This window comes from Rhizobium sp. AB2/73 (genome assembly GCF_020871915.1).
In the GTDB taxonomy this organism is placed as follows: domain Bacteria; phylum Pseudomonadota; class Alphaproteobacteria; order Rhizobiales; family Rhizobiaceae; genus Rhizobium; species Rhizobium dioscoreae.
In genome coordinates this window covers 1,063,613-1,087,270 of record NZ_CP067071.1, presented here as the reverse complement: position 1 = coordinate 1,087,270, position 23,658 = coordinate 1,063,613, and the positions used below count along the sequence as shown (strand labels likewise).

Annotated in this window: 28 protein-coding genes and 3 tRNA genes; 12 read left to right on the top strand and 19 right to left on the bottom strand. The window is 58.3% G+C overall.

Translation table 11 applies throughout. From position 1 onward, the window contains the following. Positions 1-282: 282 nt before the first annotated feature. The 13 genes from I8E17_RS05445 to I8E17_RS05385 form a co-directional block, all read right to left on the bottom strand. Positions 283-708 carry a hypothetical protein gene (locus tag I8E17_RS05445; RefSeq protein WP_113397956.1) on the bottom strand — a complete coding sequence of 142 codons (426 nt, stop codon included), beginning with the start codon at positions 706-708 and terminating at the stop codon, positions 283-285. After that, positions 708-1,310 carry a lysozyme gene (locus I8E17_RS05440; RefSeq protein ID WP_113397957.1) on the bottom strand — a complete coding sequence of 201 codons (603 nt, stop codon included), beginning with the start codon at positions 1,308-1,310 and terminating at the stop codon, positions 708-710. Before I8E17_RS05440 ends, I8E17_RS05445 begins: the two co-directional genes overlap by 1 nt. Continuing rightward, entirely contained in the window at positions 1,297-1,536 is a 240-nt protein-coding gene (locus tag I8E17_RS05435; protein ID WP_113397958.1) for a hypothetical protein, read from the bottom strand. The genes I8E17_RS05440 and I8E17_RS05435 overlap by 14 nt, the downstream gene beginning before the upstream one ends. Before the next feature lie 252 nt (positions 1,537-1,788). After that, positions 1,789-2,817, bottom strand: coding sequence for an acyltransferase (locus I8E17_RS05430; protein ID WP_219510944.1), 1,029 nt, complete (start codon positions 2,815-2,817; stop codon positions 1,789-1,791). Between the two features lie 188 nt (positions 2,818-3,005). Then, positions 3,006-5,432: a hypothetical protein gene (locus tag I8E17_RS05425; protein WP_219510945.1), complete on the bottom strand. Its 2,427-nt coding sequence runs from the start codon at positions 5,430-5,432 to the stop codon at positions 3,006-3,008. A gap of 13 nt (positions 5,433-5,445) precedes the next feature. Then, positions 5,446-5,700, bottom strand: a complete 255-nt coding sequence (locus I8E17_RS05420; protein ID WP_219510947.1) for a hypothetical protein — start codon at positions 5,698-5,700, stop codon at positions 5,446-5,448. Positions 5,701-5,801: 101 nt separating this feature from the next. Then, positions 5,802-6,086 (bottom strand): hypothetical protein, encoded by a 285-nt coding sequence (locus tag I8E17_RS05415; protein WP_162751144.1) that lies wholly within the window; start codon positions 6,084-6,086, stop codon positions 5,802-5,804. Positions 6,087-6,181: 95 nt separating this feature from the next. Then, on the bottom strand, positions 6,182-6,664 hold the full coding sequence (locus I8E17_RS05410; protein ID WP_219510949.1) for a hypothetical protein: 483 nt from the start codon (positions 6,662-6,664) through the stop codon (positions 6,182-6,184). Next, entirely contained in the window at positions 6,664-7,071 is a 408-nt protein-coding gene (locus tag I8E17_RS05405) for a hypothetical protein (RefSeq protein WP_219510951.1), read from the bottom strand. Before I8E17_RS05405 ends, I8E17_RS05410 begins: the two co-directional genes overlap by 1 nt. Positions 7,072-7,081: 10 nt before the next feature. Beyond that, positions 7,082-9,937 (bottom strand): phage tail protein, encoded by a 2,856-nt coding sequence (locus tag I8E17_RS05400; RefSeq protein ID WP_219510953.1) that lies wholly within the window; start codon positions 9,935-9,937, stop codon positions 7,082-7,084. Continuing rightward, positions 9,937-11,364, bottom strand: a complete 1,428-nt coding sequence (locus I8E17_RS05395; RefSeq protein WP_219510956.1) for a hypothetical protein — start codon at positions 11,362-11,364, stop codon at positions 9,937-9,939. Before I8E17_RS05395 ends, I8E17_RS05400 begins: the two co-directional genes overlap by 1 nt. A 522-nt stretch (positions 11,365-11,886) precedes the next feature. Further along, a complete protein-coding gene (locus I8E17_RS05390; protein ID WP_229002085.1) occupies positions 11,887-12,231 on the bottom strand; it encodes a hypothetical protein in 345 nt (114 codons plus the stop codon). 2 nt (positions 12,232-12,233) lie between these two features. After that, positions 12,234-12,668, bottom strand: a complete 435-nt coding sequence (locus I8E17_RS05385) for a hypothetical protein (RefSeq protein WP_219510958.1) — start codon at positions 12,666-12,668, stop codon at positions 12,234-12,236. Here I8E17_RS05385 and I8E17_RS05380 point away from each other — a divergent pair. Genes I8E17_RS05380 through I8E17_RS05340 form a run of 9 tightly spaced genes read left to right on the top strand, consistent with a single transcriptional unit; the run spans position 12,656 to position 18,328 of the window. Beyond that, the gene (locus tag I8E17_RS05380; protein WP_219510960.1) at positions 12,656-13,150 is read left to right on the top strand and encodes a hypothetical protein; all 495 of its coding nucleotides are present in this window, start codon (positions 12,656-12,658) and stop codon (positions 13,148-13,150) included. The genes I8E17_RS05385 and I8E17_RS05380 overlap by 13 nt on opposite strands. Further along, the gene (locus I8E17_RS05375; protein WP_219510963.1) at positions 13,150-13,428 is read left to right on the top strand and encodes a hypothetical protein; all 279 of its coding nucleotides are present in this window, start codon (positions 13,150-13,152) and stop codon (positions 13,426-13,428) included. The genes I8E17_RS05380 and I8E17_RS05375 overlap by 1 nt, the downstream gene beginning before the upstream one ends. A 5-nt stretch (positions 13,429-13,433) precedes the next feature. Next, positions 13,434-13,724 carry a hypothetical protein gene (locus I8E17_RS05370; protein WP_219510965.1) on the top strand — a complete coding sequence of 97 codons (291 nt, stop codon included), beginning with the start codon at positions 13,434-13,436 and terminating at the stop codon, positions 13,722-13,724. Beyond that, positions 13,724-14,857 (top strand): recombinase RecT, encoded by a 1,134-nt coding sequence (locus tag I8E17_RS05365; RefSeq protein ID WP_229002084.1) that lies wholly within the window; start codon positions 13,724-13,726, stop codon positions 14,855-14,857. The genes I8E17_RS05370 and I8E17_RS05365 overlap by 1 nt, the downstream gene beginning before the upstream one ends. Next, complete coding sequence (locus tag I8E17_RS05360) at positions 14,854-15,705, top strand: hypothetical protein (RefSeq protein WP_219510967.1); 852 nt, start codon at positions 14,854-14,856, stop codon at positions 15,703-15,705. Before I8E17_RS05365 ends, I8E17_RS05360 begins: the two co-directional genes overlap by 4 nt. Then, complete coding sequence (locus I8E17_RS35380; RefSeq protein ID WP_307777804.1) at positions 15,702-16,583, top strand: hypothetical protein; 882 nt, start codon at positions 15,702-15,704, stop codon at positions 16,581-16,583. Before I8E17_RS05360 ends, I8E17_RS35380 begins: the two co-directional genes overlap by 4 nt. Next, on the top strand, positions 16,580-16,969 hold the full coding sequence (locus I8E17_RS05350) for an HNH endonuclease (protein WP_113397484.1): 390 nt from the start codon (positions 16,580-16,582) through the stop codon (positions 16,967-16,969). The genes I8E17_RS35380 and I8E17_RS05350 overlap by 4 nt, the downstream gene beginning before the upstream one ends. Then, positions 16,966-17,184, top strand: a complete 219-nt coding sequence (locus tag I8E17_RS05345; protein WP_113397485.1) for a hypothetical protein — start codon at positions 16,966-16,968, stop codon at positions 17,182-17,184. The genes I8E17_RS05350 and I8E17_RS05345 overlap by 4 nt, the downstream gene beginning before the upstream one ends. Further along, complete coding sequence (locus I8E17_RS05340) at positions 17,156-18,328, top strand: hypothetical protein (protein ID WP_219510969.1); 1,173 nt, start codon at positions 17,156-17,158, stop codon at positions 18,326-18,328. Before I8E17_RS05345 ends, I8E17_RS05340 begins: the two co-directional genes overlap by 29 nt. A gap of 50 nt (positions 18,329-18,378) precedes the next feature. On the opposite strand, the gene I8E17_RS05335 is transcribed toward I8E17_RS05340, so the two are convergent. Then, positions 18,379-18,452 (bottom strand) — tRNA-Gly (locus I8E17_RS05335). A 25-nt stretch (positions 18,453-18,477) separates the two neighbouring features. After that, positions 18,478-18,562 (bottom strand) — tRNA-Tyr (locus tag I8E17_RS05330). Between the two features lie 198 nt (positions 18,563-18,760). Between I8E17_RS05330 and rlmB the strand changes: the two genes are divergently transcribed. Both rlmB and I8E17_RS05320 read left to right on the top strand, forming a co-directional pair. Further along, on the top strand, positions 18,761-19,669 hold the full coding sequence (gene rlmB / locus I8E17_RS05325; protein ID WP_069614915.1) for a 23S rRNA (guanosine(2251)-2'-O)-methyltransferase RlmB: 909 nt from the start codon (positions 18,761-18,763) through the stop codon (positions 19,667-19,669). Positions 19,670-19,709: 40 nt separating this feature from the next. Further along, complete coding sequence (locus tag I8E17_RS05320) at positions 19,710-20,399, top strand: AprI/Inh family metalloprotease inhibitor (RefSeq protein WP_069614916.1); 690 nt, start codon at positions 19,710-19,712, stop codon at positions 20,397-20,399. A gap of 58 nt (positions 20,400-20,457) precedes the next feature. Here the strand turns inward: I8E17_RS05320 and I8E17_RS05315 are convergent, their stop codons facing one another. From I8E17_RS05315 to I8E17_RS05305, 3 genes are all read right to left on the bottom strand, one after another. After that, the gene (locus tag I8E17_RS05315; RefSeq protein WP_069614917.1) at positions 20,458-20,751 is read right to left on the bottom strand and encodes a hypothetical protein; all 294 of its coding nucleotides are present in this window, start codon (positions 20,749-20,751) and stop codon (positions 20,458-20,460) included. A gap of 145 nt (positions 20,752-20,896) precedes the next feature. Continuing rightward, positions 20,897-21,166, bottom strand: coding sequence for a hypothetical protein (locus I8E17_RS05310; RefSeq protein ID WP_069614918.1), 270 nt, complete (start codon positions 21,164-21,166; stop codon positions 20,897-20,899). Between the two features lie 149 nt (positions 21,167-21,315). Continuing rightward, positions 21,316-21,391 (bottom strand) — tRNA-Thr (locus tag I8E17_RS05305). A gap of 158 nt (positions 21,392-21,549) precedes the next feature. Here I8E17_RS05305 and I8E17_RS05300 point away from each other — a divergent pair. Beyond that, positions 21,550-22,323, top strand: coding sequence for an NAD kinase (locus I8E17_RS05300; RefSeq protein WP_069614919.1), 774 nt, complete (start codon positions 21,550-21,552; stop codon positions 22,321-22,323). 105 nt (positions 22,324-22,428) lie between these two features. Here I8E17_RS05300 and prfB read toward each other — a convergent pair. Further along, positions 22,429-23,560, bottom strand: a protein-coding gene (gene prfB / locus I8E17_RS05295) for a peptide chain release factor 2 (protein WP_113366357.1) whose coding sequence is annotated in 2 segments (ribosomal slippage) — positions 22,429-23,490 and positions 23,492-23,560 — 1,131 coding nt in all. Because the reading frame shifts where the segments join, the coding sequence is not laid out codon by codon here. Between the last annotated feature and the right edge of the window lie 98 nt (positions 23,561-23,658).

The window sequence follows — 23,658 nt, the reverse complement described above, 5'->3', positions numbered from 1 at the left end:
AAAAGCACCGGCCGAGAGAATGAAGAGGATAAGGCTCACGCGCGCCGGCATCACGGATGCCTCTCGAAGTTCGCCTTGATGTCATCATAGAACGCTGCGCAGCGCTCGCCTCGTGCGTTCGCCCGATCGAGGGCTCCACGCTCCCTGACAAGCACGGAACGCAGTTCATCCCCTACCCTGACGGCGGCGTGCGGCTCTTTCTTCCGGCAGTCTTCCGGTTGGTCGGGAAGGTTGACGCCAGCCGAGAGCTTGCCGACGTCAGCTGCCGCCGTGTTCAGCCGGTCAGTGAGACTGCAGGAACTGAACGTCAGCAGGATCAGCAAGACACTGGCGATTTGCGGCGGATAGCTTCTTCTCATAGTCGGCGATCTCGATTTCGGTTTGAGCGTCTTTGGCGAGCTGGGCGGCATCGTCGGCTGCCTGGCGCTTTCGGGCCTCTTCCAAGGCCTGCGCGGAGGCATTGCGCTGGCGCTCCAATTCGGCGGCCTTGGCTTCTGCCGTCGTCTTCTCGCTTTCGAGCACGTAGCCCTTCAGCGCCTCGTCCTTGACCGTCTGGACATGGCCGACCGCGATATGACCGAGCAGAGGGATATTCTTGAGGATGGGGTAGTCGTTGAGGATCGGAACGCCGGTCCAGTATAGCGATGTGATTAGGACGCCGACCGCTATGCCGGCGCCGAGTTTAAGATAGTCGAGGAGACCGAGCATCAGAGACCACTCACGCAGATTTCAGCTTCGCCGAGCCGCTGGGCATCACCCATCTCGCGTCGCTTGACAAGACCATTGACGACCCGGCCGCCAGCTTGATTGAACCGGGCCTGCATTTCGCAGGCCGACCGATAGTTGCCCTTTCCAGCCTCCCGCATGGCGCTCGATCGCAATAGCGCCCCCAGCCCGAAGTTATAGCCGCCGGAGATCTGCGAGGCCTGCAAGCTGACAGGGAAGCTCGTGAACTTCGGCACCTGCTTGGTGAGCGGCAGGTAGTATTCCTCGTAGACTTCCTGCTCGAGGAAGTCATCGCATTGAGCCTTGGTGAAGCTCATACCGGCGGTAACGGGCTTGCCGTTGATCCGGGTCTTGCCGTAGCAGATGTCATAGATCTTGGCGTACGGGTCCCAATGTGCCTTGAGAACCAATCCCTCCCACGGCTTGATGAGTTTTTCCGTCGCCAGAATGACGGCAGGCGGATAGACGTGCTTTGCCGGGTTGTTATCCTTGACGGACTGCCAGCCGGCGGCACCAGCAGCGACGAGAGCGGCGGCAATCGCGGCCTTTCCGCGCTTGGTCGCGACGATCTTATTGATCGGCATCGGTGTTACCTTTCAGATTTTCTTGGACGACGAGGCGCGAGATCAGCGCACCGCAGGTGACGAGGCCCGTCAGCGCCGCGAACGTGCCGCGCGGGATGGAGACGAACTGATCAATGATCGGGAGAGCGACTTCGCAGCCGGACAGGATGCCGGCCACGACAATGAGACGGATGCTCCACGCGCGGCGAAGCACCCGGCCCCAGTCAGGGACGAGTTTCGATTTCATTGGATGTCCTACGAAATTGACAGAGGTATCGGCGCCAAGGCGGCGTCAAAGCTGGGCGACGGCGGCCAACCCCATCCGGTTGCAAAACGCTTCACAAGAAACTCATTCAATGGTAGCAATATCGTGCGAGCCAGCCCTACCGGCTAACCCCACTCGCGGTGATATGTTCTCCTGGAATGGCCCTGCTGGCCCCACCGGCAGGGCCTATTTTTCTAGCGAGCCATAGCGGAATGGGCCAGGAAGCTCGCTGATTCAGCCTGCAAGTGCTGGCTTCATGGTTTCCGAAAAACGGATGATGGCTCGCTTTGCCGGTTTCTCGATGGCCGCATAGCTAATTGCCGCCACCAATATGATCGAGAGGTAAAGTAGAACTATAGAGCGAATGACGTTCCAGTCCGCCGCAAGAAGCGCAGCTCTCGTATCCTCCGTATATCCGATCAAATTGAAATCACGGAAGAGTAGCAGGATCGGGAAATGCCACATGTAGATACCAAAGCTCAAGCTTCCTAACCAAGCGACGTTTTTGGAGGCCAAGACGCGCTGGATAGCGGATTCTCCGCTGCTAAGTGCCCATATCGCAAACGCCGAGAATATGACCGCCACCGTTTTCCCGGGATTTTCGATCGGCGCTTGCAGACACCAAAATATTCCAATGATCGCGAACACATGGACCGGTAAGATCACTCCACGCGGGATGACCTTGGCATATGGCCTTGCCTGGTAGACCAGATAGCCAAGGCTCGTGTCGATTGCACATCTCAACAGTCCAGCTGAAACAGGTCCGACAGGGTTTGACGTTAGATGTTCGATGTGCCCAGAAATGTCCCTGATCAAGAGATAGCAAAATACTATTGTGACAAGAGCAACCATCCGCAAGCCATACCGGGCGATCGGATAAAGCAACAACACACCGATAATCAACTCCGATGAAATTGACCACGCCGGGATGTTTATCGTCAGCTCATCGACTATTCCGGAATTTTGCATCAGGGACAGGTTCACCAGCACCGCCTCCCAACCGGGCCATGGCGCCAACAATAATACGGCTGCCATAGTTGCCACTTGCAGAGGCCAAAGGCGTGCAATTCTCGCGATCGCAAAATCGCGAAAACTCAGCGGCCTATTTACAAGACTTTGAGTAAGAACAAAGCCAGAGAGTATAAAGAAGAAGTCAACTGCCAAACCGGCGTTGCGTGCCGGGCCGGTCCATCCCAGAGTGTGTCCAAATACCACATAAAACGCGAGGATAAAGCGGAGCGTGTCCAGATGCAAAAATCTCATGCCTTATCCAATCAGAGCCGGCAGCGGTAAATCGTTGCAACTTTCATTACAACACTTAGCAACATTTGGAAACAAACTACTCGCCTTAAGAGAAGGTAAGCTGCCGGAAAATACATTCGCGAGCTGTATTTTGCCGTCTGAAAGCTTTGAATCAGTGGCGCAGTCGGTCTTCTCACCAAAATTGGCGCTCAACCGCCGCCCTTTACGCCGACCTTCCAGCCGAAGAACCATTGAACGGCAGCGGCAGAAGATCTCGCGATTGTGACATTGGTCGCATCAACCGCACTGACCCAGAATCTATCCGATCCTATGTCGGACATTGACGTGACCACGAAATCTTCCTTGATTGGCGTAAACGCCATTCCATGGGCAAACGTCACGGTACTAGCGCCGGCCGCAATTGAGTTTGCGCCACGAGACCACGTAGTGCAGCCTTGGCAGTTGATGATTCTCGTCCCTGTAGCCGCGTCGATGATCGGCCCGGTCGCATTGCCCGTGAGATTGACGCCACTGACAAGGATGTTGGTATTCGAGGCGTCGGTCCGGATGCCATATCGCTGATTGGTGCCGAAGCCAGCACCGTTACCGCTCTGACCACCAATTATGTTCACGTAGCTCACGCCAACAGAAATTTGAATGCCGTCAGATGCGCCATCCACGCCGTTTGAAAGGAAGTTACATGCATTGATGGTTATCTTCTGGCAATATTGCAGCCACAGGCCCATCTTTTTGTTTATGATAAAATGGCACGCCGAAAAGATGATTGTATCAACGAGCGTACTGTCCGACGACGAGCCGTTGATAGCAAACCCGGCATCATTTACAGACGCGTTGAAATGCGTGTTGGTAAAGATAACATCCGACACTCGACCGGTCCCGGCCTGAGAGATACTGGCGCATGCATTTGCGCAAGCGTCGAAAAATACGTCCGTAATGCGAACCCCAGCAACGCGATTTCCAGCCGTCGGCGCCATGTTTAGGCCGATGCCTTTATTTAGCGCCTCGCCGCCAACCCACACCAAGCCGCCGCAATTGCGCACAAGTACGCCACTGCCAGCATTGGCACCACTGAACTGGCAATTATAGAGGAATATCCCCTGCAAATCCCCGGTACCGTTCGCCCCAAGCAACAAGCCGGCAGTCGTCGCGCTGGCATCAAGAACGTCACGAAGGGTGTTGTTATACGCGACGCTACCTTTCTCGAATTCTATTCCGTAGGCATGCGGACCCCATATGGACACACGCTCAATTAGCATGTTGTATGTGTTCTTTACCAGGATGGCCCTGTTGATCGTCACTGTGGAAATGATAGTTAGATCAACTATATAGTTTGTTTTCAGCTCCGTGCCCGCTGTTCCGGAATAGACCACAAATGCATCCATATTGGCTACAGTTGGGACGATCTGTGTAGCAAGAACGCCGTCGCCTCTGATCCTAACAAATGATTTGGAAATGGTAATTGAGCTGCCAATGGAATACGATCCGCAGGGGATGAGAACAAACCCGCCGCCGAGCGCGCCACACACGTTAACGGCCGCCTGAATTTCCGGCTGATCATCGCTACCATCCGCAAGAGCACCAAACCACTTAACATTGATGTCGCCAGAATACACTCGCACCCATGCGCCGGCTGTTGCCGCTATCGCATTCGCTTTGATGAACATTCCTTCTTGCGTATCAACTGCGATTAGCGCCGAATAGTCGCCAGCCCTCCATATCCATGCGCCAGCGCGGCCGGATTCGGAAAGATAGGCAACCTTGTCAATTGTCGTGTCCAGTGCCTTGAGGACCGTTCTCGTGGCCACCGTGGTATTGATGCCGAGATTGCTTCTAGTTGTGCTGGCGGCGGTTCCGGCAAACGCAAGGCCATTTGTTACGGTCGTAATACCGGTCGCCGAACTGATCGATAGAGGAGAATCGAGAAATGTCCCGGAAGCAGCATCATATCGTTGGACATTGTAATTGTGTGTATTGGCCTGCGAAAGGACGCTCCACTTCACCAATCCAGCGGAATTATATCTGATTTGCTTGGCTGTGGCGTCGTTAGCGTCCATGACAATTGCGCCACCGGAAAACACTTGCCACTGGTTCCATGTATTAGACGTATCAAGCCTGCCAATACTCGCGCCACTCGTGCCTGTGTTCAGCACGGCGGCAGTGCCAAGTCCGAGCGCCGTCCGCTGAGCAGTGGCATTGGCCGCCCCCAACAGAGCCTGTCCCGCTGCCGTGACATCCATTAACGAAAGCGCGCCGGGACCGGTAAAGTACGGCACCTTGTTCGCTGCGCCCGCCAGACCGGAAAGCGCTGCGATATTCCCGTTGGTCAATTGCTGCAGCAGCTGACGCGAGGTCTCCTGCATGCGCGCATTGTCGCTCTGCAGCATGATCTCATAGGCGGCCGCTGTCTGCGCTCCACCCGGCCACTGATTGGCAAGCGTCAGCTGCGTGTCGCTGTCCACCGACAGGATGCGGATCGCGTAGCCCTTGTGCACGCCGAAGAAATCGCCAGGCAGAATGGCCTTGGTCCACAACGTGCCCTGGCCGGCAACAACCGTGCCATTGGCGGAAATCGTTGCGGTGCCATCCTTATAGACCGACGGGAGCGTAACAGCCATTTCAGGCGTCCTTTTACTTGGTCTTCTTCGCGAGCGACGGCTTGACGTCGTCCGCGTCCGCAGACGCTGCGGCTGCATGCAACGAGGCAATCTCCTCGGAGCGCTCGGCGAGGGATGCAGTAAGCTCGCTGCACCTCATCTCCAGTTGGTAGGCCATCGTAGACATCGCGATCAGCCGGTTCTCAGTGAACTGCAGCCGGGCGGCAAGCTCGGCATTCATTACCTCAAGCGGGATCGTCTGCTGCTCTGGGCGCGTTTCATTCGACATGTTTTTTCCTTTCGGGAGGGTATGACGATGACAAAATGATGCAGGCTGGCCGGTCGTCATCCCAGCTGACTGCTATGCAAAATCTTCACTCGATGAGATACTTAGAGTTCCGCGAACGCCCACCAACGGAGGCGCCGGGTGACGGCTGGCTTCGCGCGGTTGTAGAGCTGCAATCGCGGCGTTGTACCGGCAACGAACCAGCCGCCGACTGTATCGGTTCCCGGCAATATTCCGTCCGTCGACTTGATGAGGATGAACGGCGGATAGGAAAACACCTGCGAGGGAATGTTCACGGTCACCGTGGCGCTCAACGATATATTGTAGGGCACATCGACCTCACCGAAGGCCTTGGGCACCATGGGAACTTGCCCCTCGTAGATCGACATCCGAGAGATGTCGCCGCCCAAAACATCGGTACCAGGCTGACTCGCGCGGAAAAGAAAGCTTCCTCCGCTGTTTCCAATGTAAACGCGACGGGTCATTACTCACCGAACCTGTTCTTGAAAACCATCCACGTCAACGTCATGCTGCCGCCCGAACCGCCGACATTCATCACTGCTCGTGCTCTAAGGGTCGTGTTATTGACGAGCCAAACCCCACTTTCCATGAAAATTTGGCCGCCGGAACCGACCTGACCATAGGTTCCGCAGAGAGAAATCGGCACTCCGGAGCTGTTGACCGGGATGTTTGATGGATTGGCGCTGTCATATTTGATGTTGCCGAAGAAGACAGGGCGGTATCCGAGATCGGGAAAGTTAACTTCGGCGTACCAGATCGTTTTTCCGGTAACGGCCCCCGTGCTCGCCATGCCAACCTGCCCGTTGGCATGCAGCATCAATGTTCGGAATCGGCTATCGAGCAGGTAATTCGTGCTTGTGTCGTCGATGTCTCTTCCCGGCTTGCTGATGAATATTCCGCTATCTCCGACAGCCGGATTGTTTCCGATCCTGATCCGCTTCACCATCAATCGACACCATAGACTTCATATTCGATCGTCCCGTAGTTCATCGTCCCGCCGCTGGAGAAATTGCGAGGAAACCAGATTCGGTTGCTGTAGATGATCGGACAGACCTGGCCATTTCCGGCTTGCTGCATCGGCGATTGAACGCTAGGTCCGCCCCACGGCGTCGCGACACTGCTCGCCGCAAGCATGCGAGCGACGACGCATGGCGCGTAACCATAATCGCGGTTGAACATCACGTTCCAATCTCCACCGCCAGGATCGGTGGCGGATTTAGCCTCAAGCAAGACACCCGACCAGTTCCAGTTAGAGTCGAAGATCTTGTCGTTATCGGCCATTGACGTTGAAGCAGGAATTCCAGGCCTTGAAATGACGATCCTGGCGGCCTGAATGATGGCGCGAAGAACCATAACCTCTCCCTCAATCAGAAACGGTGATCGAGCCGTTGGTGATATCGATCACCATCTTTGCGCCCGGGCCACCATTGATGAGGCCGGCCGTCACGGTGCCGATATTGGCTGCATTCAACGTCAATACCCCGCTCTGGAATATGAATGGCTGCCCGGTATTCGAGCCGTTGGTGACTGAGAACTGATCCGCCACAATAGCAACTCTGGTCGGCTGAGTTTCGCTCGACGGCACATCAATGAAGAGGCTTGCCGAGCGGTACGCCCCAGAAGATCCCCCGCGAGCCTCCATGCCAATGCGGGACGAATACCCGGACGGCGCAGCGTAGACCGACATGCGAAAGTTCGCGCTTGCGGAAATATCGCCGACTTGCGTATTCAGTGACGTGATCGCATCGGCCTGCGAGGACAATTGGCCGTCGACTTGATCGACCCGCGCGGAGAGCAGTGTCGTTGCATCGGCATTGGCCTGCAGCCCTGTCGTCGGGTCATTGACTTGGGTGGTCACCGTCGATAGCTGCTGGCTGATCGACGTGATATTGCCTTCGGCCTGCGTAACTCTCGTCGTCAGCGAGCTTGTGGCGTTGGCGTTGGCGACCAGGCCGTTCGTTGGGTCGTCGATGCGCGCGGTTATCGTAGTGATCTGCTGCGCCAGAGCCGAACCCGGTCCCGTCGCAAGCAGGATGTCGGACTGATAACTTGCTGTTAGCTTGGCGACTTCGGTATTGAGGCTGGACGCATATTGCGTCCGCATCAGCTGCCGATCGGTGAAATTTCCGAGATCCTGGTCTATTGTCAGGCGAGCAATGCGCTGGGCATCGAGAAGAGCTTGCCGCGTGCCGTCGCGGATCCACTCCGTTGCATCGCCAACGAACTTCTGCAGGTCCTCGACGACGCCAGGAAGATAAACGTCATCCGCGCCTAAAAGCACATTCGGCGTGGTGACGGGGAGCCACGCGCTCCAGTCCGTCGCTCGCCCCGAGAACGGTACGAACATCCCTCTGACGACATAACTGGTATTTGGCAGAAACGTCCCATTCAGAATGACGGATGAAGGGTTCGCATTGGTAGTGGGATCGCCGTAAGGAACCTCACCATCGAAAATGACGACGCCACTTGATGCTAGCTCAACCTGAATGCGAACCGCCCGAACATCGATCTGATCTCCGTCATAGAAGACCTGGATCGAGGGACGGCGCGCGGTCCCATCGGCATCATAGATCGTTGCCGGCTGGACCTGCCAGCCGGTCATAGGCTGTGAGGTCGGTAACCGCGGCGAGATAGGCCCTACGGTCCAGGGAAGCTGAAACGACGGGCTCCAGTCGTAATCGGAAGGATCTGTTTCCAGCAACGCCACCGACTGGTTGGCGTTGTCGAGATCGTCCATCCCGGTATTGAGGAACTGCTTCGACACGTAGCCGTTTCGGTCGCTCGACCACGAAAAGGTGTCGAGCGGCTCATAAAGCCACGCCTCAGGCGGTAGATTGATCTGATGGCGGCGGAAATTGCGGTTGTCGTTGGTGACGGACCGCATAAGGCGCTGAACCTGCACCGGGAACGGTGTGGCATTGAACTCCAATGAGGCAAGACGGATTTCCCCGCCGTCGGCTGCCAGGAAGCTTGCATCGCTGTATTGCGGCGCATCCTTCATCTGCCAGCCGGTTTCCGGCTCTGGATAAGAGGCAGATGCCCCGTTGTATGTGTTCTCGTAGCCGGGGAAAGGATCGAGGCTCTGCCCGTCGGTCACGATGATATCGTCATCGGTGAAGAAGTAGACCGGAAGCGCCGGCGCGCCGACGTGGATTTTGTAGACCCCGCCGATTTCCGCCATCCGGCCATTGCAGCCGAGCAAGATGTCGTCGATGACGTCGACAGGCTGCTTATTGGCCGTCTCGATTTCGTATCCCGCCCGGAACTGCTTTTCAGTACCACCGCCGTCAAGATTGATGAGGCGGTCGCACTCGTTCATCGCCGCGAACCAGTTAGACAGCGGCAGACGAGCGGCCGGGACTGCGGGACCGTAGATCAACGTGCCGGCATAGTAGATGCCGCGCATGATGTTGTAGATGATGACGACGTTGTTATCCGAGAACTCGTAGGTTCCCGGCTGGCCCCAGCGATGGGAGCCCGAGCCGCCGACGGTCGAATCCTTGCGCGGGTCATAGAGCGGGATGCCCTGAACCTCGAATATGGGCGATGGCGTGCTTGTGAAGAGCTCGCGGTCATACTGAGCGGTGAAGATCGCCATGGCGACGCCACGGCCGATCATGTCGCTCAACCAAGGTCTATCTGGGTCCGCGCCAAACTTCGCAAGCAGGAACGCATCAGCCGCTGTCTGGTTGCCGGTCGGAACCTTGACCCAAAGGTGATTGTTGTTGCCGTTCGTCTTATATTCGGTAACCGGAAAGCCCTGATCGCCGTAGCTCGTATCGCTCGTGTCGATCGTGCAAGCTTCGCTGTTGATCCAGATCCGGTTCGTGATGCCAGAGATCGGCAAATCGGAGAGCGAGCGGACCTGCGTCAGGTAAGCGTTCGGCGTCTTGCCGGCATTGCCCCAGCTTCCGACGTATTCGTGGCTGCCCGCGGTGGCATAGGTGCCGACGATGAAGGCTAGCGAATTATCGCCGCCTGAGGAAACGTTGGTTTTGATACCAGATTGGGCGGTGTCTTGCTTTTTCGCCAACGCACGCGAGAGGAGCGAGCTGCCGACTTCGAGCGCGATGCCCAGCACGAGCTTTGCAACAACGCCCAGCTGACCAATGGTGCCCGCAATCGCAGTGATAGCGGCGGTGATCGGATCCGCATGGGCAAGCGACATCGTCGCCAGCAGAAACCATGCGGCGATAAGAAGGATACGAATGATCGGCATCAGACCCGGAAAGCCCTTTCAGCGGCCAAGAGATCGACCGTTCCAATTCCAGCCTCACCGGGCCGAACGACATAGATGCGAGGCCCTTGGACAACGCCAAGAGCATAGACGCCGCCGGTGTCCACCTTGATCGCGGCAATATCGCCAACAGAAGCCATGGCGACCGGTATCTCCTCAAAGAGAGAGGCAGCAAGTTCGGCGTGATTGCCAAAGCCCTTCCGCTTCAAAAGACGAAGGCCACCAGCGAGCGTGCTGTAACGACCGCGATAATCTGCGCCAATATAGGCGTCTGCCAGCTTCTCGATCTCTGCGCGCTGCGCGGCGGTTACCGTGCGGCCCTTATCGGTGGCGTCCTGAAGGAGCTTGAGCTTGAAACTCAGAGTTTCCGCAGCAATGCCCGTCTCGCCTGCGGTCTGCGCCTCGAGCTTCATCTGATCGATGCGGTCATGGGCGTTTTTGACCAAATCCCTATACGCATCGGCATTGCGCTTGAGACCGGCGGTATTCGTTTTCGGCTCTGCAAATCCATAGGGAGAAGGCCGGTCGGAAGGCGTCGGAATGGGGACATACCGGCCGTCATCGGTGACCACCGTCCCCTGCGGGTTTTGATCGTTGGAGACGACTTTCCCATCATAGATCGAAAGCGGGCTAAGCGGGTTCAGCTTGTCGCCACCGAAAAGCTTTGCCGTCAATGCCGAATTTGACAGCTTCTCTACTTGGCCCGCTGCATTTGCCGCAGCTGTCGCAACCCCATTGAACGATGCCGCCCATTCGGAGAGCGCAGGGAGGCCCGTGCTGTTGATCGCTGCGGACAGCGCATCGTTGACTGTCTTCACCTGGCTCGTGACATCTTTACCTTCTTGGGCAGCCTTCACGAAATCATTGAACGCCTTTTCCAGATTGATGATGACCTGATCTTCTTCCCCGGCTTGCCGCAAATCTTGCGTGAGATTGGCGAACGACCCTCTGAGGTCATCGACGCTGGTCTTGACGTTGGCGATCGTCTGCTGACTGAGGACTTTCAAGGAATCGTCCAAATTCTTCAGATCGGCGGCGCGCTGAAGCTGGTCGACATATTGCTGAAGCGCCGGGACAGCCTCACCCCATGCCTGTGCGGTCTCCGTGATAAGCTGCTGCTGCTCCCTGAGGACCTTCGCTGAATCTTCGCCGCTTCCGATCAGTGTACCGAAATATTGGAGAGCAATGCCGCTCACAACACCGATCGCGATACCGACGGCTCCGAAACCTGTCGCCAAGTCGGGAAGCTGGATAGCGAGCGCTCGGATGAAGTCGCCGCCTGCCTGCGTCTGTTGCGCGACCTGCGAGAGCTGAAGCGCCATCATTCTGGCTTGATAGGCGACATTCTTCGATGGCGCGATGGTTGCGTTCAGGGCGGCATTGTTCTGATTTGCCGCACGGTTCATCATCTCGACTTGCTTCGAGGAAGAGGCGGCAGCAGAGCCTTGTTTTTGAGCGGCCAGCGCGGCCATCTCAGATGCTTTTGCAGCCTCTAGCGTTGACCTAGCGGCTAATTGTGCCGCTGCTGCTTTATCCAACTCAGCCTTCGCGGCGGCTTGAGTTGCTTGCGCCAAATTCACTTTCGCGCGTTGGGCAGCCAATTCTTCTTTCGTTGCTGTGCCAGTGGCCCTCGCGGAAGCAAGTGCCGCAGCCGCCTGTGACGTGTCTGCCCGAGCAGCAGCAAGTGCCTCAGCCGCTTTATTCTTTGAAGCGGAGGCTGCGGCCAACAAGCCTATGGCTTGAGCCTTCGATGCGCTTCCCAGACTGTCAATTGTAGCTTCTGCTCTGCTTGCCGCGCCCGAAAGCTTGGTCAGGCCGGCCGTCGTTTCATTGACGCCGTTGCTGGTAACCTGCACGCCGAGTTGTGCGACGTCTGCCATAGCTCTACCTTTACAATGCGATGGAGAAAGGAGGTTCAGGGTGCATGCACCTCAAGGCCTGGATCGTTCTACCCGCTCGCGGATGGCTTCCGCCTCACGCTCGACCTCGGCCACATAGCGGCTGTCCATCGTGCGAAATATGGCAATTTCCTCCCGCCGAAGGACATTGCCGGTAAGCTGAAGCCACGCGAGCAGTTCAACATTGGAGATCGGCACCGCACCGCTAAATCCCGGCGCCTGTGCCGATCGCAATTGCCAAAACCAATCCCACAGCGAAGCGCAGAACTCAGGTACCTCAGGATCGGGGCTATCGATCTCGAAGGCCTCGTTTCGCTCGCGTCGCGTCTCTTCGCGCCGGCGCGTTCCCGCGACGGTTACAGCGTCGGTGAAATTCATGGCTATTCCTCTACGATGCCTTCCGCCCAATCGGGCTTGAGCTCAGCGAAAATTTCGGGTCCGAGCTCGATCGCGCCACGGTAAGGCTCAACCGTGTCGATATCGACGTCGCCGGGCTGATACGTGAAGGTGATATGAGGACTATAGTTCGGATAGGTCGGCTCGGCACCGATGCGTTTCAGCTCCTCATGGCGCCATTGCAGCGCGGCAGAAGAGAACTCAATCACGATCGCGCCCTGCCCGAACTGAGACACGACGCGCGGACCACCGGGCGGGATTGTCAGCGTGCCGTCGTCGTTCCACGCATCCTGACCGGCTTCCATCCAGTCGACGGCCGTCGGCGAATACAAGACGGTCACGTGCAGATCATCGGCAGGTAGCGTCGTTTCAAAGCCCTGCCCCTTTGCCCATGCAATGATCTCGCTTGCGTTCGTCACGCTGCGAGAGACATAGAGGGACTTCGGCTCACCTCGAAGCCGGTAAGGCTGTAGATGCGAAGTGGCAGCCGCTGGTTAAGAAGGCGAAGGCCGGCGCCGATCAGGTCCGCGATGCGATCGGCGCGTGGGAGACTGTGAAACTGCAAGAGCAGCGCAAGCGGGAACGTGAGGCCGAACAGGCTCGCCTTGCCTCAGAGCAAGCCGCTCGGGAGGCATCCACGCAAGCCGAGGTCATAGAAGCACCGCCACCGGTTTCTGCGCCAGAAGCAGCTCCAACACCGATCAAGCCGGCCTATGGCAAGGCAGCCAGCGTTTCAGTCAAGAAGGTTGTGACAGAAGTCACCGATTGGGCCGCTCTATCAGCATACATGCTCAACCATCCAGACCTGCAGGCGTGCCTTCGCGACCTAGCCCAACGCGCGACCGATAAAGGGCACACGGTTCCTGGCGTCAAGGTCGAGGAAAGAGCGGCGGTGCGCTGATGAACGGGTATTGGATCACCTTCACCGACGGATCGCAGGGCTATTGCGAAGGCGCCAACGAGTATGACGCCAAGGAGATTGCTGAGAAGCTGACCGGAAAGACGGTCGGCGGCGGCCCGTGGAAAGACTTCACCATGAAGCGCCTGCCATATCCGGCAAGCCCCATCATTTGGCAGCTGGATCATCCCGTAAATGGGAAATGCCCAGCATTCTGCCACAGCCCGAAAAAGTGCGCTGGCTCAACGGCTTGCCAGCAACGATTTTCTTGCACGGAGTAACGACCTTGAACGAACAGCTTACCCCTACCCGCGCCGTCGCCGCCGTCAAGTTCAAGTGGCAGAAGGCGGAAGACGCCAAAACCTATGACTACTTCGTGCCGGCCGGTCTTGAGTTGCAGCCGGGCGACAAGGTCATGATCGAAACCAAGCACGGCCCCAAAGAGGTCGAGGTCGTTGAGATCAAGACCGAATCCGACAAGGCGGAGAAGGAAATCCTTCGTCGCGCCGATCCCAAGCCGGAACCGATCACCGAAGCTGCGGCAGAAGTCGCCACCGACAAGAGGTTTGATTTCTGATGGACAACCAGACCCAGACCAAACAGAGCATGCCGGCGTTGGCCGGCGGCGGCCAGGTCATGGCGATCGTGCCGCAGACATTCGAGGAAACCTTCCGCATCGCCAAGGCTGTCTATCTGGGCGGCTTGGCACCGGCGGCGCTGATCGGCAAGCTGAATGGCGATGATGCCGTGAGCGCGGTTACCGTCGCCATCATGGCCGGCGCCGAGCTGGGTCTGAAGCCGATGGTCTCTCTCCGGAGTTTCACGGTCATCAACGGCCGGCCCGCGCTTTATGGCGACGGCATCATCAACGTGGTGCGCTCGTCCGGGCGGGTAGAGGTCCTGAAAACCGGCTACGCCAAAGACGACAAGAAGATCCTTCGCGATGCTGGCATGTTGCCGAGCAAGGAAGCGGAGGCGGAAGATCCGGGCATTACCGCCAAAGCCTTCGCCGCCCTGACCGAAGACGAACGGACCTTCGGCTATTGCGTCGCGAAGCGGGCTGATACCGGCGAAGAAAAGACCGTCGTCTTCAGTGTTGCCGACGCAAAGCATGCTCGCCTTTGGGACGATCGAGCCACGGTCAAAAAGCCTGTTTGGGAAAATGGGCAGAAGGTTTGGAAGGAAGGCCAGCCGAACGACGCGCCTTGGTATCGCTTTCAAAAGCGCATGCTTGCTTGGCGCGCTGCCGGCTACTGCCTTCGCGAACTGTTCGGCGATGTCCTCGGCGGTATCCGCGACGAGTTCGAAGCCCGCGAGATCGCCGATCTCGATGATATCCGCGATGTCACCCCGCAAGACGAGCAGCCTGCGAAGCCCATGCCGCCGGTACCGCCAAAGCCTCCTGTAGAGGACGCCGAGGTCGTTGATGTCACCAATCAGCCCGAAACCGGTAACGATGACGGGACGGAAGCGCCGGCAACTGACGAGACCGACGCCGGCGCGCAGGAAACGATCCCCGACGATAACGAATATTTCGAGCAGCTTGAGGAAGCGATGGCCGTCGTATCTGACGCTGAATCGCTCGAAGAGGTCTGGGTAAATTTCGATCCGCTCGCTCGGTTCGACGGCAAGCCTCAAGGCGAGGTCAACCAGGGCATCGCCTTGGCGATCCGCAAGCGCGCTGAGAAGCGCATCGGCGGTGCGGCATGACGAAGGGCGATTTCCCAGCACTCCGCATGACGATTGACAGCGGACGGCTTATCCCGGCTGGCCCATTCGACCAAGAGCGCCTCAACAGCTATCGCCGCGGCACCGTCGTTTTCGTCCGGTTCACGGAAGAGAAAGACCGCGTGCTTGTTCGCAAGTGGTGGGCCGTCATCGGCCTGGTCGTCAAGCAATGCCAGACGCCTTGGAAAACCAAGGAGGAAGCCAGCGAAGCTGTGAAGCTCGCCCTCGGCATCGTGAACCTGTCGAAAACCATCGGCGGCCAGTTCATGCAATATCCGAAGAGCCTCACAGAGCTAGACGATCCGGAGCTGACGGAAGCGCTAGAAAACATGACGGAACTTCTCAGCCGAATGACCGGCGTCGACGTCGCGACCCTTCGCAAGGAAACCGCGCACGTCGACGAGGAGCCGTCCGACCCAGAGACCGGCGAAATCCTCGAAACCCAATTCCCCAATTCCGGCTCAACGCCATCCGAGCCGGATACAGCGGACAGCGGTCACCCTTCCGCTTCCGCAGCGTCCGACGATCACGCCCCCCAAGCCTCGTCGTCGGACGCTCCCCCTACAGAGCGCGAGACGCTCATTAAGTTCGCCAGGGACATGCTTCCCATGGCTGCCGACACAGGCGTCTCGCCTGCAGCGCTGAAAGCCGTCGAGCGCGAATATGCGCCGATTATCAAGGCACTCTCGCCAGAGAGCATCGAGAAGGCTCGCGCGATCAGCGAAAGCGTCCGAGCGATCGCCAACAATCCGAAGCGGCTGGAACCGGCCTTGGAGCATTTCGCCGAGGTATTGGAAACGACAGTCGAAGAGCTGCGAGGCGCGGCATGATCCCCTATCCTCTCCAATGGCCCGAGAACATGCCGCGCTATTCGCGCACCCGCGATGCCGGCCAGTTCCGCACCACGCTCGCCGGCGCCATCAAGAACGTGAAGGAGAGCCTTCGCCTCTTCGCGTCGGATAGCGGCAAGCCTCTGCAGAACGTCGTCATATCCAGCAACGTGACGTTGGGTGTGGAGAAGCCGGCAGATCCTGGCGTCGCCGTCTGGTTTGTTTGGGATGGACTATCGGTCTGCATTCCGGTCGATCGCTATTCCAAGGTCGAGGCGAACCTGCAGGCGATACATCACATCATCGAGGCTCGGCGCGTCGAGCTCCGGCACGGCACCCTTGCACTCGTCCGCGCGACGTTCACCGGCTTTGCAGCTCTGCCCGCTCCGGCCGGCAAGAGATCGTGGCGAGAAGTCTTCGGCTTCAATCCTGGCCCTGTCACGCGCGAGCAATTGGACGCTGCATTTCGCCAAGCCTCAAAGAAAGCTCACCCCGACGCGCCGGGCGGCTCACACGACGCCATGGCTGACATTGTTGAACGCCTCCGTTGGTGGGGCGCGAAGCAGCGCCCACCGAAGAACATGCCGACACTGCCGGCTGATTGTTCAGATGGCGCGGACGAGATCGAGCGGCTGCGCGCCAACGTCGATCGCCTCACCGGAAACCCCGTCGACCATAGATATTGGGAAGGCCGGTACCGAGACGAGAAAGCGGAAAACGAACGTCTGGTGAAGGCGCTGGAAGAAATCCGTGATGCTCATCCAACCGGCTCAAGCTGGTCGACTATGGCCGATGGCACATGGCGAGAGGCTGTTCGCGATCTTCAGCGCATCGCGCGGCTGGCGGTTGCGGCACATGGCGAAGGGGAACGATCATGACCCGTTCTGTCCCCGAATGGATCGGCAAGCATGACGATCAGAAGGTGCCGGACCGCGTGCGGATGCGCATCTTCGACAGAGAGAACGGCATCTGCCATCTTACCGGCAAGAAGATCGATCCGGTTCGCGACGAGTGGGATCTCGATCACCGCGTTGCGCTCATTCTGGGCGGCGAGCATCGTGAGACCAACCTCTTCCCGGCCCTGAAGGAGCCGCACCGGCGCAAGACCGCGACCGAGGTTGCCGTCAAGGCCAAGATCGCCCGCACCCGGAAGAAGCATCTTGGGATCAAACCCGAGAAGGCCGGCGGCTTCTCCAAACGTTTCAAGCGCAAGTTAAACGGCGATGTCATAGACCTCCGGACCGGCGAGGTGGTTTCACGATGACCAGAGCCGCTTTCCGCCAAGCCGATATCGAAAGAATTATCCGTGCGGCCGATCGCCAGGGCGCGGCAGTCAAGATTGATATCCGTTCATTGGTTGTCACCGTTATCCCCGGTTTCCACAAGAACGCCGCGGTTGACGATGCGACCCGAACGGCCGGCATGCTTCCATCGGGCAATCTCGCCCCTGATGGAAAGGAAGAATGGGATGAGGACTGACAGGCCCGGCTACAAATACCGGGATAACAAAAACGGGACGCGGGTCCATTATTGGGACCCAAAGCGAGCCGTTAAAGGCGCTCCTGCCTATCTGGACGTCATACGGCTCGCAGATGGCCTCTCCGACGAGCAGATAGCCGAAGAGTGCCAGAGGCGCACCAGAGCGCTCCAAGACGATCTGCGGGGCAAGGATGCTGCCCCTAGCTACGATGGCACGATCAAGTCACTGATCGATTGCTACAAGCACGATACGACAAGTTCTCTCCACACCGTGAAGCACTCGACGAGGATCCGCGATTACGAGCCGAGCCTTCGCGTCTTGGAAAAGAATGTAGGGAAACGCCGGATCGATGCACTCAAGGCGTCCGACTTCAAAGACTGGTTTAAGCAATGGCGGAAAAAAGGCCATAGACGGGCGTCAGGCGCGATTAAGCTCCTCCGGCTCGTGTTGAGCTATGGCGCTGGCGAACGCTTGCAGGGCTGCAAACAGGCCCGAGCAATCCTATCGGATATCCGCTTCGAGCAACCGGCAGGACGCGAAATCGCCATGACCTATGATCAGTGCTTGGCGATCGTGAAAAAAAGCGCGGAAATGAAATGCCCCTCGATCGGATTTGTCGAGGCGCTAAAGTTTGAAACCGCGTTGCGTCGAATCGATATTATCGGGGAATGGGCGCCGCCGCCTGAGGGTGGAGAGTTCCGTTGGACTGGCCTCATGGCGAAGTCGATCTCGAAAGATATGATCTTGACGCTCAAGACCAGCAAGACCGGTGCCGCGGTGGCGCGGGACTTGAACAGCTACCCACTCGTGGCGGAGGCGCTGAAGGCGTTTCGCATTCCTGATATCGGCCCTGTCGTCATCGACGAAGACTACGGAAAGCCCTATTGGGAGAATCGCTATACGGAGAAATTCCGCAAGGTGCGGGATGCTGCCGGCGTTCCATCGAATGTTTGGTCGATGGATTCGAGAGCCGGAGCTGTTTCTGAGACGGTTGAGGCAACGGGCTCGTTGGAAGACGCCCGGGATCTTGCGACCCACACCACGACAAAAACCACTCGCCGGTATAGCCGAGGCGATGGACTGGAGAGCAGCCGCAGAATAGCAGAAGCTCGCGTTGAGAAGCGTGCCAAAAAGGCAGACTGACACGCCGTGACATGGAGTGACACGGGATATAGCTAAGTGGTTGAAATAGCTGGAGCGGGTAGCGGGAATCGAACCCGCGTATTCAGCTTGGAAGGCTGCTGCTCTACCATTGAGCTATACCCGCGGGATGGTCAAGATCCGGCTCGGAATGGTGGAGGGAGTTGGATTTGAACCAACGTAGGCTGAGCCAACGGATTTACAGTCCGTCCCCTTTAACCACTCGGGCATCCCTCCAGTTTTCCGACTGGATCTTGCGACCAAGCTTGTCAGACGTTGGCGTCGCCGCCGTCATCTGCGCCGCGTATATGACCGGACGATTTCCGTCTGTCAACACAAGGAATTGCCAAAAATGACGAAAAAATTTCAGCCTGTGGGAAAAGCCCGGCACTGAAAGAGGCTAGGCGCTCAGGAAGGTGCTGGTTATAAAGCCGCATGAGCAAAGACAAATCATCCGGCCATCAGGGCCAAGACAGCACCGCCGGCGACCGCTCGGCCAAGGACACTCATTATGCAACGCTGCGCCGCGCGCATCGCGATGCCAAGCGCGAGCGTGGCGAAATCCCGACGCCGGCGCCGCGGAAGCGCAAGAAGGCCGGCGCTGACGATTGGAAGCCGCCGGCGCTCGCACCCGATCAGGTCTTTCTCTATGGCCTGCATACGGTTCGCGCGGCGCTGAGCAATCCACAACGCAAGAATGTCAAGCTGTCTACGACACAGAATGCCCTGGTACGGCTGGAGGTTGGCCCGGCCGATCAACTCGGCATCCCGGTCGAGATCGTCTCACCGCAGGACATCGACAAGGTGCTTGGCCCTGAAGCGATTCATCAGGGTGTCATGCTGGAAACGCGTCCCCTGCCCGTGCGCCGCCTCGAGGCATTGAAGGACAGCCCGTTGCTGCTGGTTCTCGATCAGGTGACGGACCCGCACAATGTTGGCGCCATCATGCGCTCGGCCGTCGCTTTCGATGCAGGTGCGGTCATTACGACGCAGCGCCACAGCCCGACAGAATCAGGTGTGATGGCAAAATCGGCCTCCGGCGCACTCGAGCTCATACCTTATATACAGATCACCAATCTTGCCGATGCGCTCGAAGAACTGCACCGTCTCGGCTTCACGACCATCGGGCTCGATTCGGAAGGTCCGGCGCCGCTGGAAGGCACTTTCAGCGGCGACAAGATCGCGCTCGTGCTCGGCTCCGAGGGCAAGGGCCTGCGCCAGAAGACCCGGGAAACGGTGAGTGCGCTCGCGCGGCTTGATATGCCCGGCGCCATCAAATCGCTGAACGTCTCGAATGCAGCCGCGATCGCGCTATATGCGACGCGGTCCTATCTCAAATCATAGTGGTGCCTTTGGCGGCCGCAGCACGTTGGGAGAATTTGCTTTGATCCGTCTTCTTGGTCCTGCGGCGATTGCCGCCGTCCTTGCCTTGACAATGATCCAGCCGGCACGCGCCGCCGATGACGAAATGATCGAGGCGCAAGCCGGCGTCTGGCTGGTTGCGCCTGAAAACGGCGCCAAGGGCTGCCGCCTTACCTTCGGGACGAATACCGTGTCCGGCGGCTACGAGATTACGGGGGCGGATGCGTGCGCGGCGCCGCTTCCCGTGCTCGCCGCAGCCAAGATCTGGAATTTCACCGATGACGGATCGCTGGCGATCGCGGATGGTGGAGGCAAGCCGCTCATGCGTTTCCAGCAGGAGGAAGGCTCGCCGTGGGAAAGCGAAGGCGGCGACCCGACCTGGCTGCTGCCGGCGCTCGGCGATGTCGATCACGTGCCGACCACCGAAAGCCTTGCCGGCGCCTGGCGCATCCAGACGCCGGACGGCAAGCCCGTCTGCGATATCACGCTCACCACCGAAAAGGATCAGGACGGCACCGCCAAGATGTCATCGAGCGGCAACTGCGCCGGCGAAGTCGGCGACCTCAAGCTTTCCCTTTGGGCGACAGAAGGGTTCGGGCTTGTCATGCTGGGCAGCGATGGCTCCTCGCTCTCTTTTGATATGAAGCCCGACGGCAGTTTCCAGAAGTCCGAGGAAGAAGAAGGCGAGCCGCTGCTGCTGGTCCGCAAATAAGCCGGCTGAAGCATATCGAAGCACGCTCACAGCGAGCGCTAAATCAAGCGCGTAATGTTTATCGTACGATCATCGGCGCCGGGTGCCAGGCCGATTGGCGCCAAAGCACCCTCTCGGTAACGGGGCAGCCATCCTGCAGCTTCGCCCAGGAGGTGACATTGAGGTTCATCTCGCATTGCGCGAGGTAGCTCCGCCCCCCGACGGTCATACAGGCGACCTCGCCGACCGCATGCTGCTTTCCATCCGCATTTTTACAGTAGCAGTTTTCACCAGCCAACGCTGATGCGTCTGTGAACGCCGTGATTATGACAAGCGGCAATCCCAAGACGACATGCCGCGATATCTCGCGCATGAACGTATCCTCCCCACCATAGGTGGATGAAGTGTATGCCGATTTTCGATGTTGTAAATGCATCTACAATCCCGAGCAGGCAGGCGAATGGATGCGTGAAGAACCGGGGACGATTTGATGCGCTCGCCAGGACCTATCGGTAGGTTCAGTGAACCATAGGGTCCGCTTCGTCAAAGAACGACCGGATGCCGTCGCGCGCAATCGTCGCCAGGAACTCGTCGAATGCCTCGCGGTCGGTCGCGAAGGGCTCTTCCCATTCGATCAGGTCTTCCTCCGGCGTGATGACCTCCATCCGCCAGTCGGCATTGGTGCCGGCCGGGCGAAAGATATCGACCAGGACAGTCACGCCATCGTCGGTAAATTCACCCGAAAGCTCGGAGTGTTCGAGTTTAGGCTTCTTGGGCTTGCTCGGCATATGATTCCAGGCCCACTTATATGGGATTGATGAGTATGGGATTGATGACTGTGACGAGCGTTCGGAGCCCGTTAGCAACGAGATATTATGTCGTTGCCGCCGGTTTTCCATACCGGAGATGAAATGATCGATGATATTCAGGAAAAAAATGGTGCCCCCGGCAGGGTTCGAACCCGCGACCCCCTGATTACAAATCAGGTGCTCTACCAACTGAGCTACAAGGGCGTATGGGCATGCCAAGTAACAGATTTTGAAATCCTGTAAAGGGAAAATCGGCCGATCCACGTTAAAGCTGGGGATCGACCGATTTACCAGTTCGCGCGAAACGTCTTGTCGCGACAAGGGAATAACATTACGAAGAATCGCTATTCAGAGGACATTGCATGCCGCGCAATCTTCAATCCGTCTGTTTTCTCGCCTCCACCGCGCCAGAGGCTCAAGCGGCGCAGGAAGAGCTTATTGGCCGCTATGGCCAGACCGCGCAGGAAAATGCGGATATCATCGTGGCTCTCGGCGGCGACGGTTTCATGCTGCAGACGCTGCACAAGACGATGAACACCGGCAAACGCGTCTATGGCATGAATCGCGGCTCCATCGGCTTCCTGATGAACGACTATCGCACGGATGGCTTGGCCGAGCGTATCGAAGCAGCTGTCGAAAACGCGTTTCACCCTCTGCAGATGACCACCCGCAATGCCGATGGCAGCTCCTGTGTCGCGCTCGCCATCAATGAAGTCTCGTTGTTCCGTCAGTCCTATCAGACGGCAAAGCTGAAGGTGGAGATCGACGGGAGGGTCCGCCTGCCGGAACTGATCTGCGACGGGCTGATGGTGACGACGCCCGCAGGCTCCACCGCCTACAATCTTTCCGCCCATGGCCCCATTCTGCCGCTGGAAGCGCCGTTGCTTGCCATGACGCCGGTCAGCGCCTTTCGCCCGCGCCGCTGGCGTGGTGCCCTCCTCCCGAACAGGGTAACGGTCGACATCACCGTGCTCGAAGCGGAGAAGCGTCCGGTCAACGCTGCTGCGGACAATACCGAGGTCAAATCGGTTCTCGGCATTCAAATCCGTCAGAGCGAGGATACGACGGCTCGCATTCTCTCCGATCCGGACAGATCATGGTCGGACAGGATTCTGGCGGAACAATTCTCGGATTGAGCGAGGCATCTGCGCCAGCGCATGATGCCGGAGTCAGCCAGGCAGGATGCAACATGAAAAAAGCCCCGTCTCCGGGGCTTTTTCTACGCTCGAACGGATGTGTCCTTATTCGACGTCGTCGATGACGGCATCGGCGGCACCGCTGATGCGATGCGCAAGGGCTGCTTCCATGAACTCGTTGAGATCACCGTCCAGAACGTCGCTCGGCGCCGTGCTGGAAACGCCAGTACGCAGATCCTTGACCAGCTGGTAAGGCTGCAGGACGTAGGAGCGGATCTGGTGACCCCAGCCGATATCCGTCTTCGAAGCGGCTTCGGCATTGGCGGCCTCTTCCCGCTTCATCAATTCGGCCTCATACATGCGGGCACGCAGCATGTCCCACGCCTTGGCGCGGTTCTTGTGCTGCGAGCGCTCCTGCTGGCACTGCACGACGATCCCTGTGGGGATATGCGTGATGCGGACAGCCGAGTCGGTCGTGTTGACGTGCTGACCGCCGGCGCCCGACGAGCGATAGGTATCGATACGGCAATCGCCTTCGTTAATCTCGATCTGGATCGAATCGTCGACGACCGGGTAGACCCAGATCGATGAGAATGAGGTGTGACGGCGCGCATTGCTGTCATAGGGCGAAATGCGCACGAGACGATGCACGCCCGATTCGGTCTTCAGCCAGCCATAGGCATTGTGGCCCTTGACGAGCAGAGTTGCGGACTTGATGCCGGCTTCTTCGCCGTCATGGACTTCCAGCAGTTCCACCTTAAAGCGCTGGCGCTCGGCCCAGCGGGTGTACATCCGCAGAAGCATGTTCGCCCAGTCCTGGCTCTCGGTGCCGCCGGCGCCGGAGTGGACTTCGAGGTAGGTATCGTTGCCGTCGGCCTCGCCCGAAAGCATGGCTTCCACCTGCCGGCGCGCGGCCTCCGCCTTCAAGCCCTTGAGCGCTTCTTCAGCCTCGCGAACGACATCGGCGTCACCTTCTTCTTCGCCAAGCTCGATCAGCTCGACATTGTCGGCAAGCTGCTGTTCCAGCGCGCGCACGCCGCTGATGCCATCGTCAAGCTGCTGGCGCTCGCGCATCAGCTTCTGCGCCTCGGCAGCATCGTTCCAGAGGGTCGGATCCTCTGACTTATTATTCAACCAGTCCAGTCGCCTTATCGCCTGGTCCCAGTCAAAGATGCCTCCTCAGCAGGGTGATAGCCTGCTTGGTTTCATCAACTACTTTCTCGATTTCGGCTCGCATAATCCCACTTCTTCAGTTCACCGCCCAAGACAAGCGGTCATCCAATTCAAAGAGTGCTGGTGACATAGATATACATGCCGCTGGTGTAAAGCCCTGCG

Excerpts from the sequence above, each read along its gene's own strand:
- I8E17_RS05445 (WP_113397956.1), bottom strand. The coding sequence starts at position 708 with ATGCTCGGTCTCCTCGACTATCTTAAACTCGGCGCCGGCATAGCGGTC.
- I8E17_RS05440 (WP_113397957.1), bottom strand. The coding sequence starts at position 1,310 with ATGCCGATCAATAAGATCGTCGCGACCAAGCGCGGAAAGGCCGCGATT.
- I8E17_RS05435 (WP_113397958.1), bottom strand. The coding sequence starts at position 1,536 with ATGAAATCGAAACTCGTCCCTGACTGGGGCCGGGTGCTTCGCCGCGCG.
- I8E17_RS05430 (WP_219510944.1), bottom strand. The coding sequence starts at position 2,817 with ATGAGATTTTTGCATCTGGACACGCTCCGCTTTATCCTCGCGTTTTAT.
- I8E17_RS05425 (WP_219510945.1), bottom strand. The coding sequence starts at position 5,432 with ATGGCTGTTACGCTCCCGTCGGTCTATAAGGATGGCACCGCAACGATT.
- I8E17_RS05420 (WP_219510947.1), bottom strand. The coding sequence starts at position 5,700 with ATGTCGAATGAAACGCGCCCAGAGCAGCAGACGATCCCGCTTGAGGTA.
- I8E17_RS05415 (WP_162751144.1), bottom strand. The coding sequence starts at position 6,086 with ATGTCGATCTACGAGGGGCAAGTTCCCATGGTGCCCAAGGCCTTCGGT.
- I8E17_RS05410 (WP_219510949.1), bottom strand. The coding sequence starts at position 6,664 with ATGGTGAAGCGGATCAGGATCGGAAACAATCCGGCTGTCGGAGATAGC.
- I8E17_RS05405 (WP_219510951.1), bottom strand. The coding sequence starts at position 7,071 with ATGGTTCTTCGCGCCATCATTCAGGCCGCCAGGATCGTCATTTCAAGG.
- I8E17_RS05400 (WP_219510953.1), bottom strand. The coding sequence starts at position 9,937 with ATGCCGATCATTCGTATCCTTCTTATCGCCGCATGGTTTCTGCTGGCG.
- I8E17_RS05395 (WP_219510956.1), bottom strand. The coding sequence starts at position 11,364 with ATGATGAACCGTGCGGCAAATCAGAACAATGCCGCCCTGAACGCAACC.
- I8E17_RS05390 (WP_229002085.1), bottom strand. The coding sequence starts at position 12,231 with ATGAATTTCACCGACGCTGTAACCGTCGCGGGAACGCGCCGGCGCGAA.
- I8E17_RS05375 (WP_219510963.1), top strand. The coding sequence starts at position 13,150 with ATGAACGGGTATTGGATCACCTTCACCGACGGATCGCAGGGCTATTGC.
- I8E17_RS05365 (WP_229002084.1), top strand. The coding sequence starts at position 13,724 with ATGGACAACCAGACCCAGACCAAACAGAGCATGCCGGCGTTGGCCGGC.
- I8E17_RS05360 (WP_219510967.1), top strand. The coding sequence starts at position 14,854 with ATGACGAAGGGCGATTTCCCAGCACTCCGCATGACGATTGACAGCGGA.
- I8E17_RS35380 (WP_307777804.1), top strand. The coding sequence starts at position 15,702 with ATGATCCCCTATCCTCTCCAATGGCCCGAGAACATGCCGCGCTATTCG.
- I8E17_RS05350 (WP_113397484.1), top strand. The coding sequence starts at position 16,580 with ATGACCCGTTCTGTCCCCGAATGGATCGGCAAGCATGACGATCAGAAG.
- I8E17_RS05345 (WP_113397485.1), top strand. The coding sequence starts at position 16,966 with ATGACCAGAGCCGCTTTCCGCCAAGCCGATATCGAAAGAATTATCCGT.
- I8E17_RS05340 (WP_219510969.1), top strand. The coding sequence starts at position 17,156 with ATGGAAAGGAAGAATGGGATGAGGACTGACAGGCCCGGCTACAAATAC.
- rlmB (WP_069614915.1), top strand. The coding sequence starts at position 18,761 with ATGAGCAAAGACAAATCATCCGGCCATCAGGGCCAAGACAGCACCGCC.
- I8E17_RS05315 (WP_069614917.1), bottom strand. The coding sequence starts at position 20,751 with ATGCGCGAGATATCGCGGCATGTCGTCTTGGGATTGCCGCTTGTCATA.
- I8E17_RS05310 (WP_069614918.1), bottom strand. The coding sequence starts at position 21,166 with ATGCCGAGCAAGCCCAAGAAGCCTAAACTCGAACACTCCGAGCTTTCG.
- I8E17_RS05300 (WP_069614919.1), top strand. The coding sequence starts at position 21,550 with ATGCCGCGCAATCTTCAATCCGTCTGTTTTCTCGCCTCCACCGCGCCA.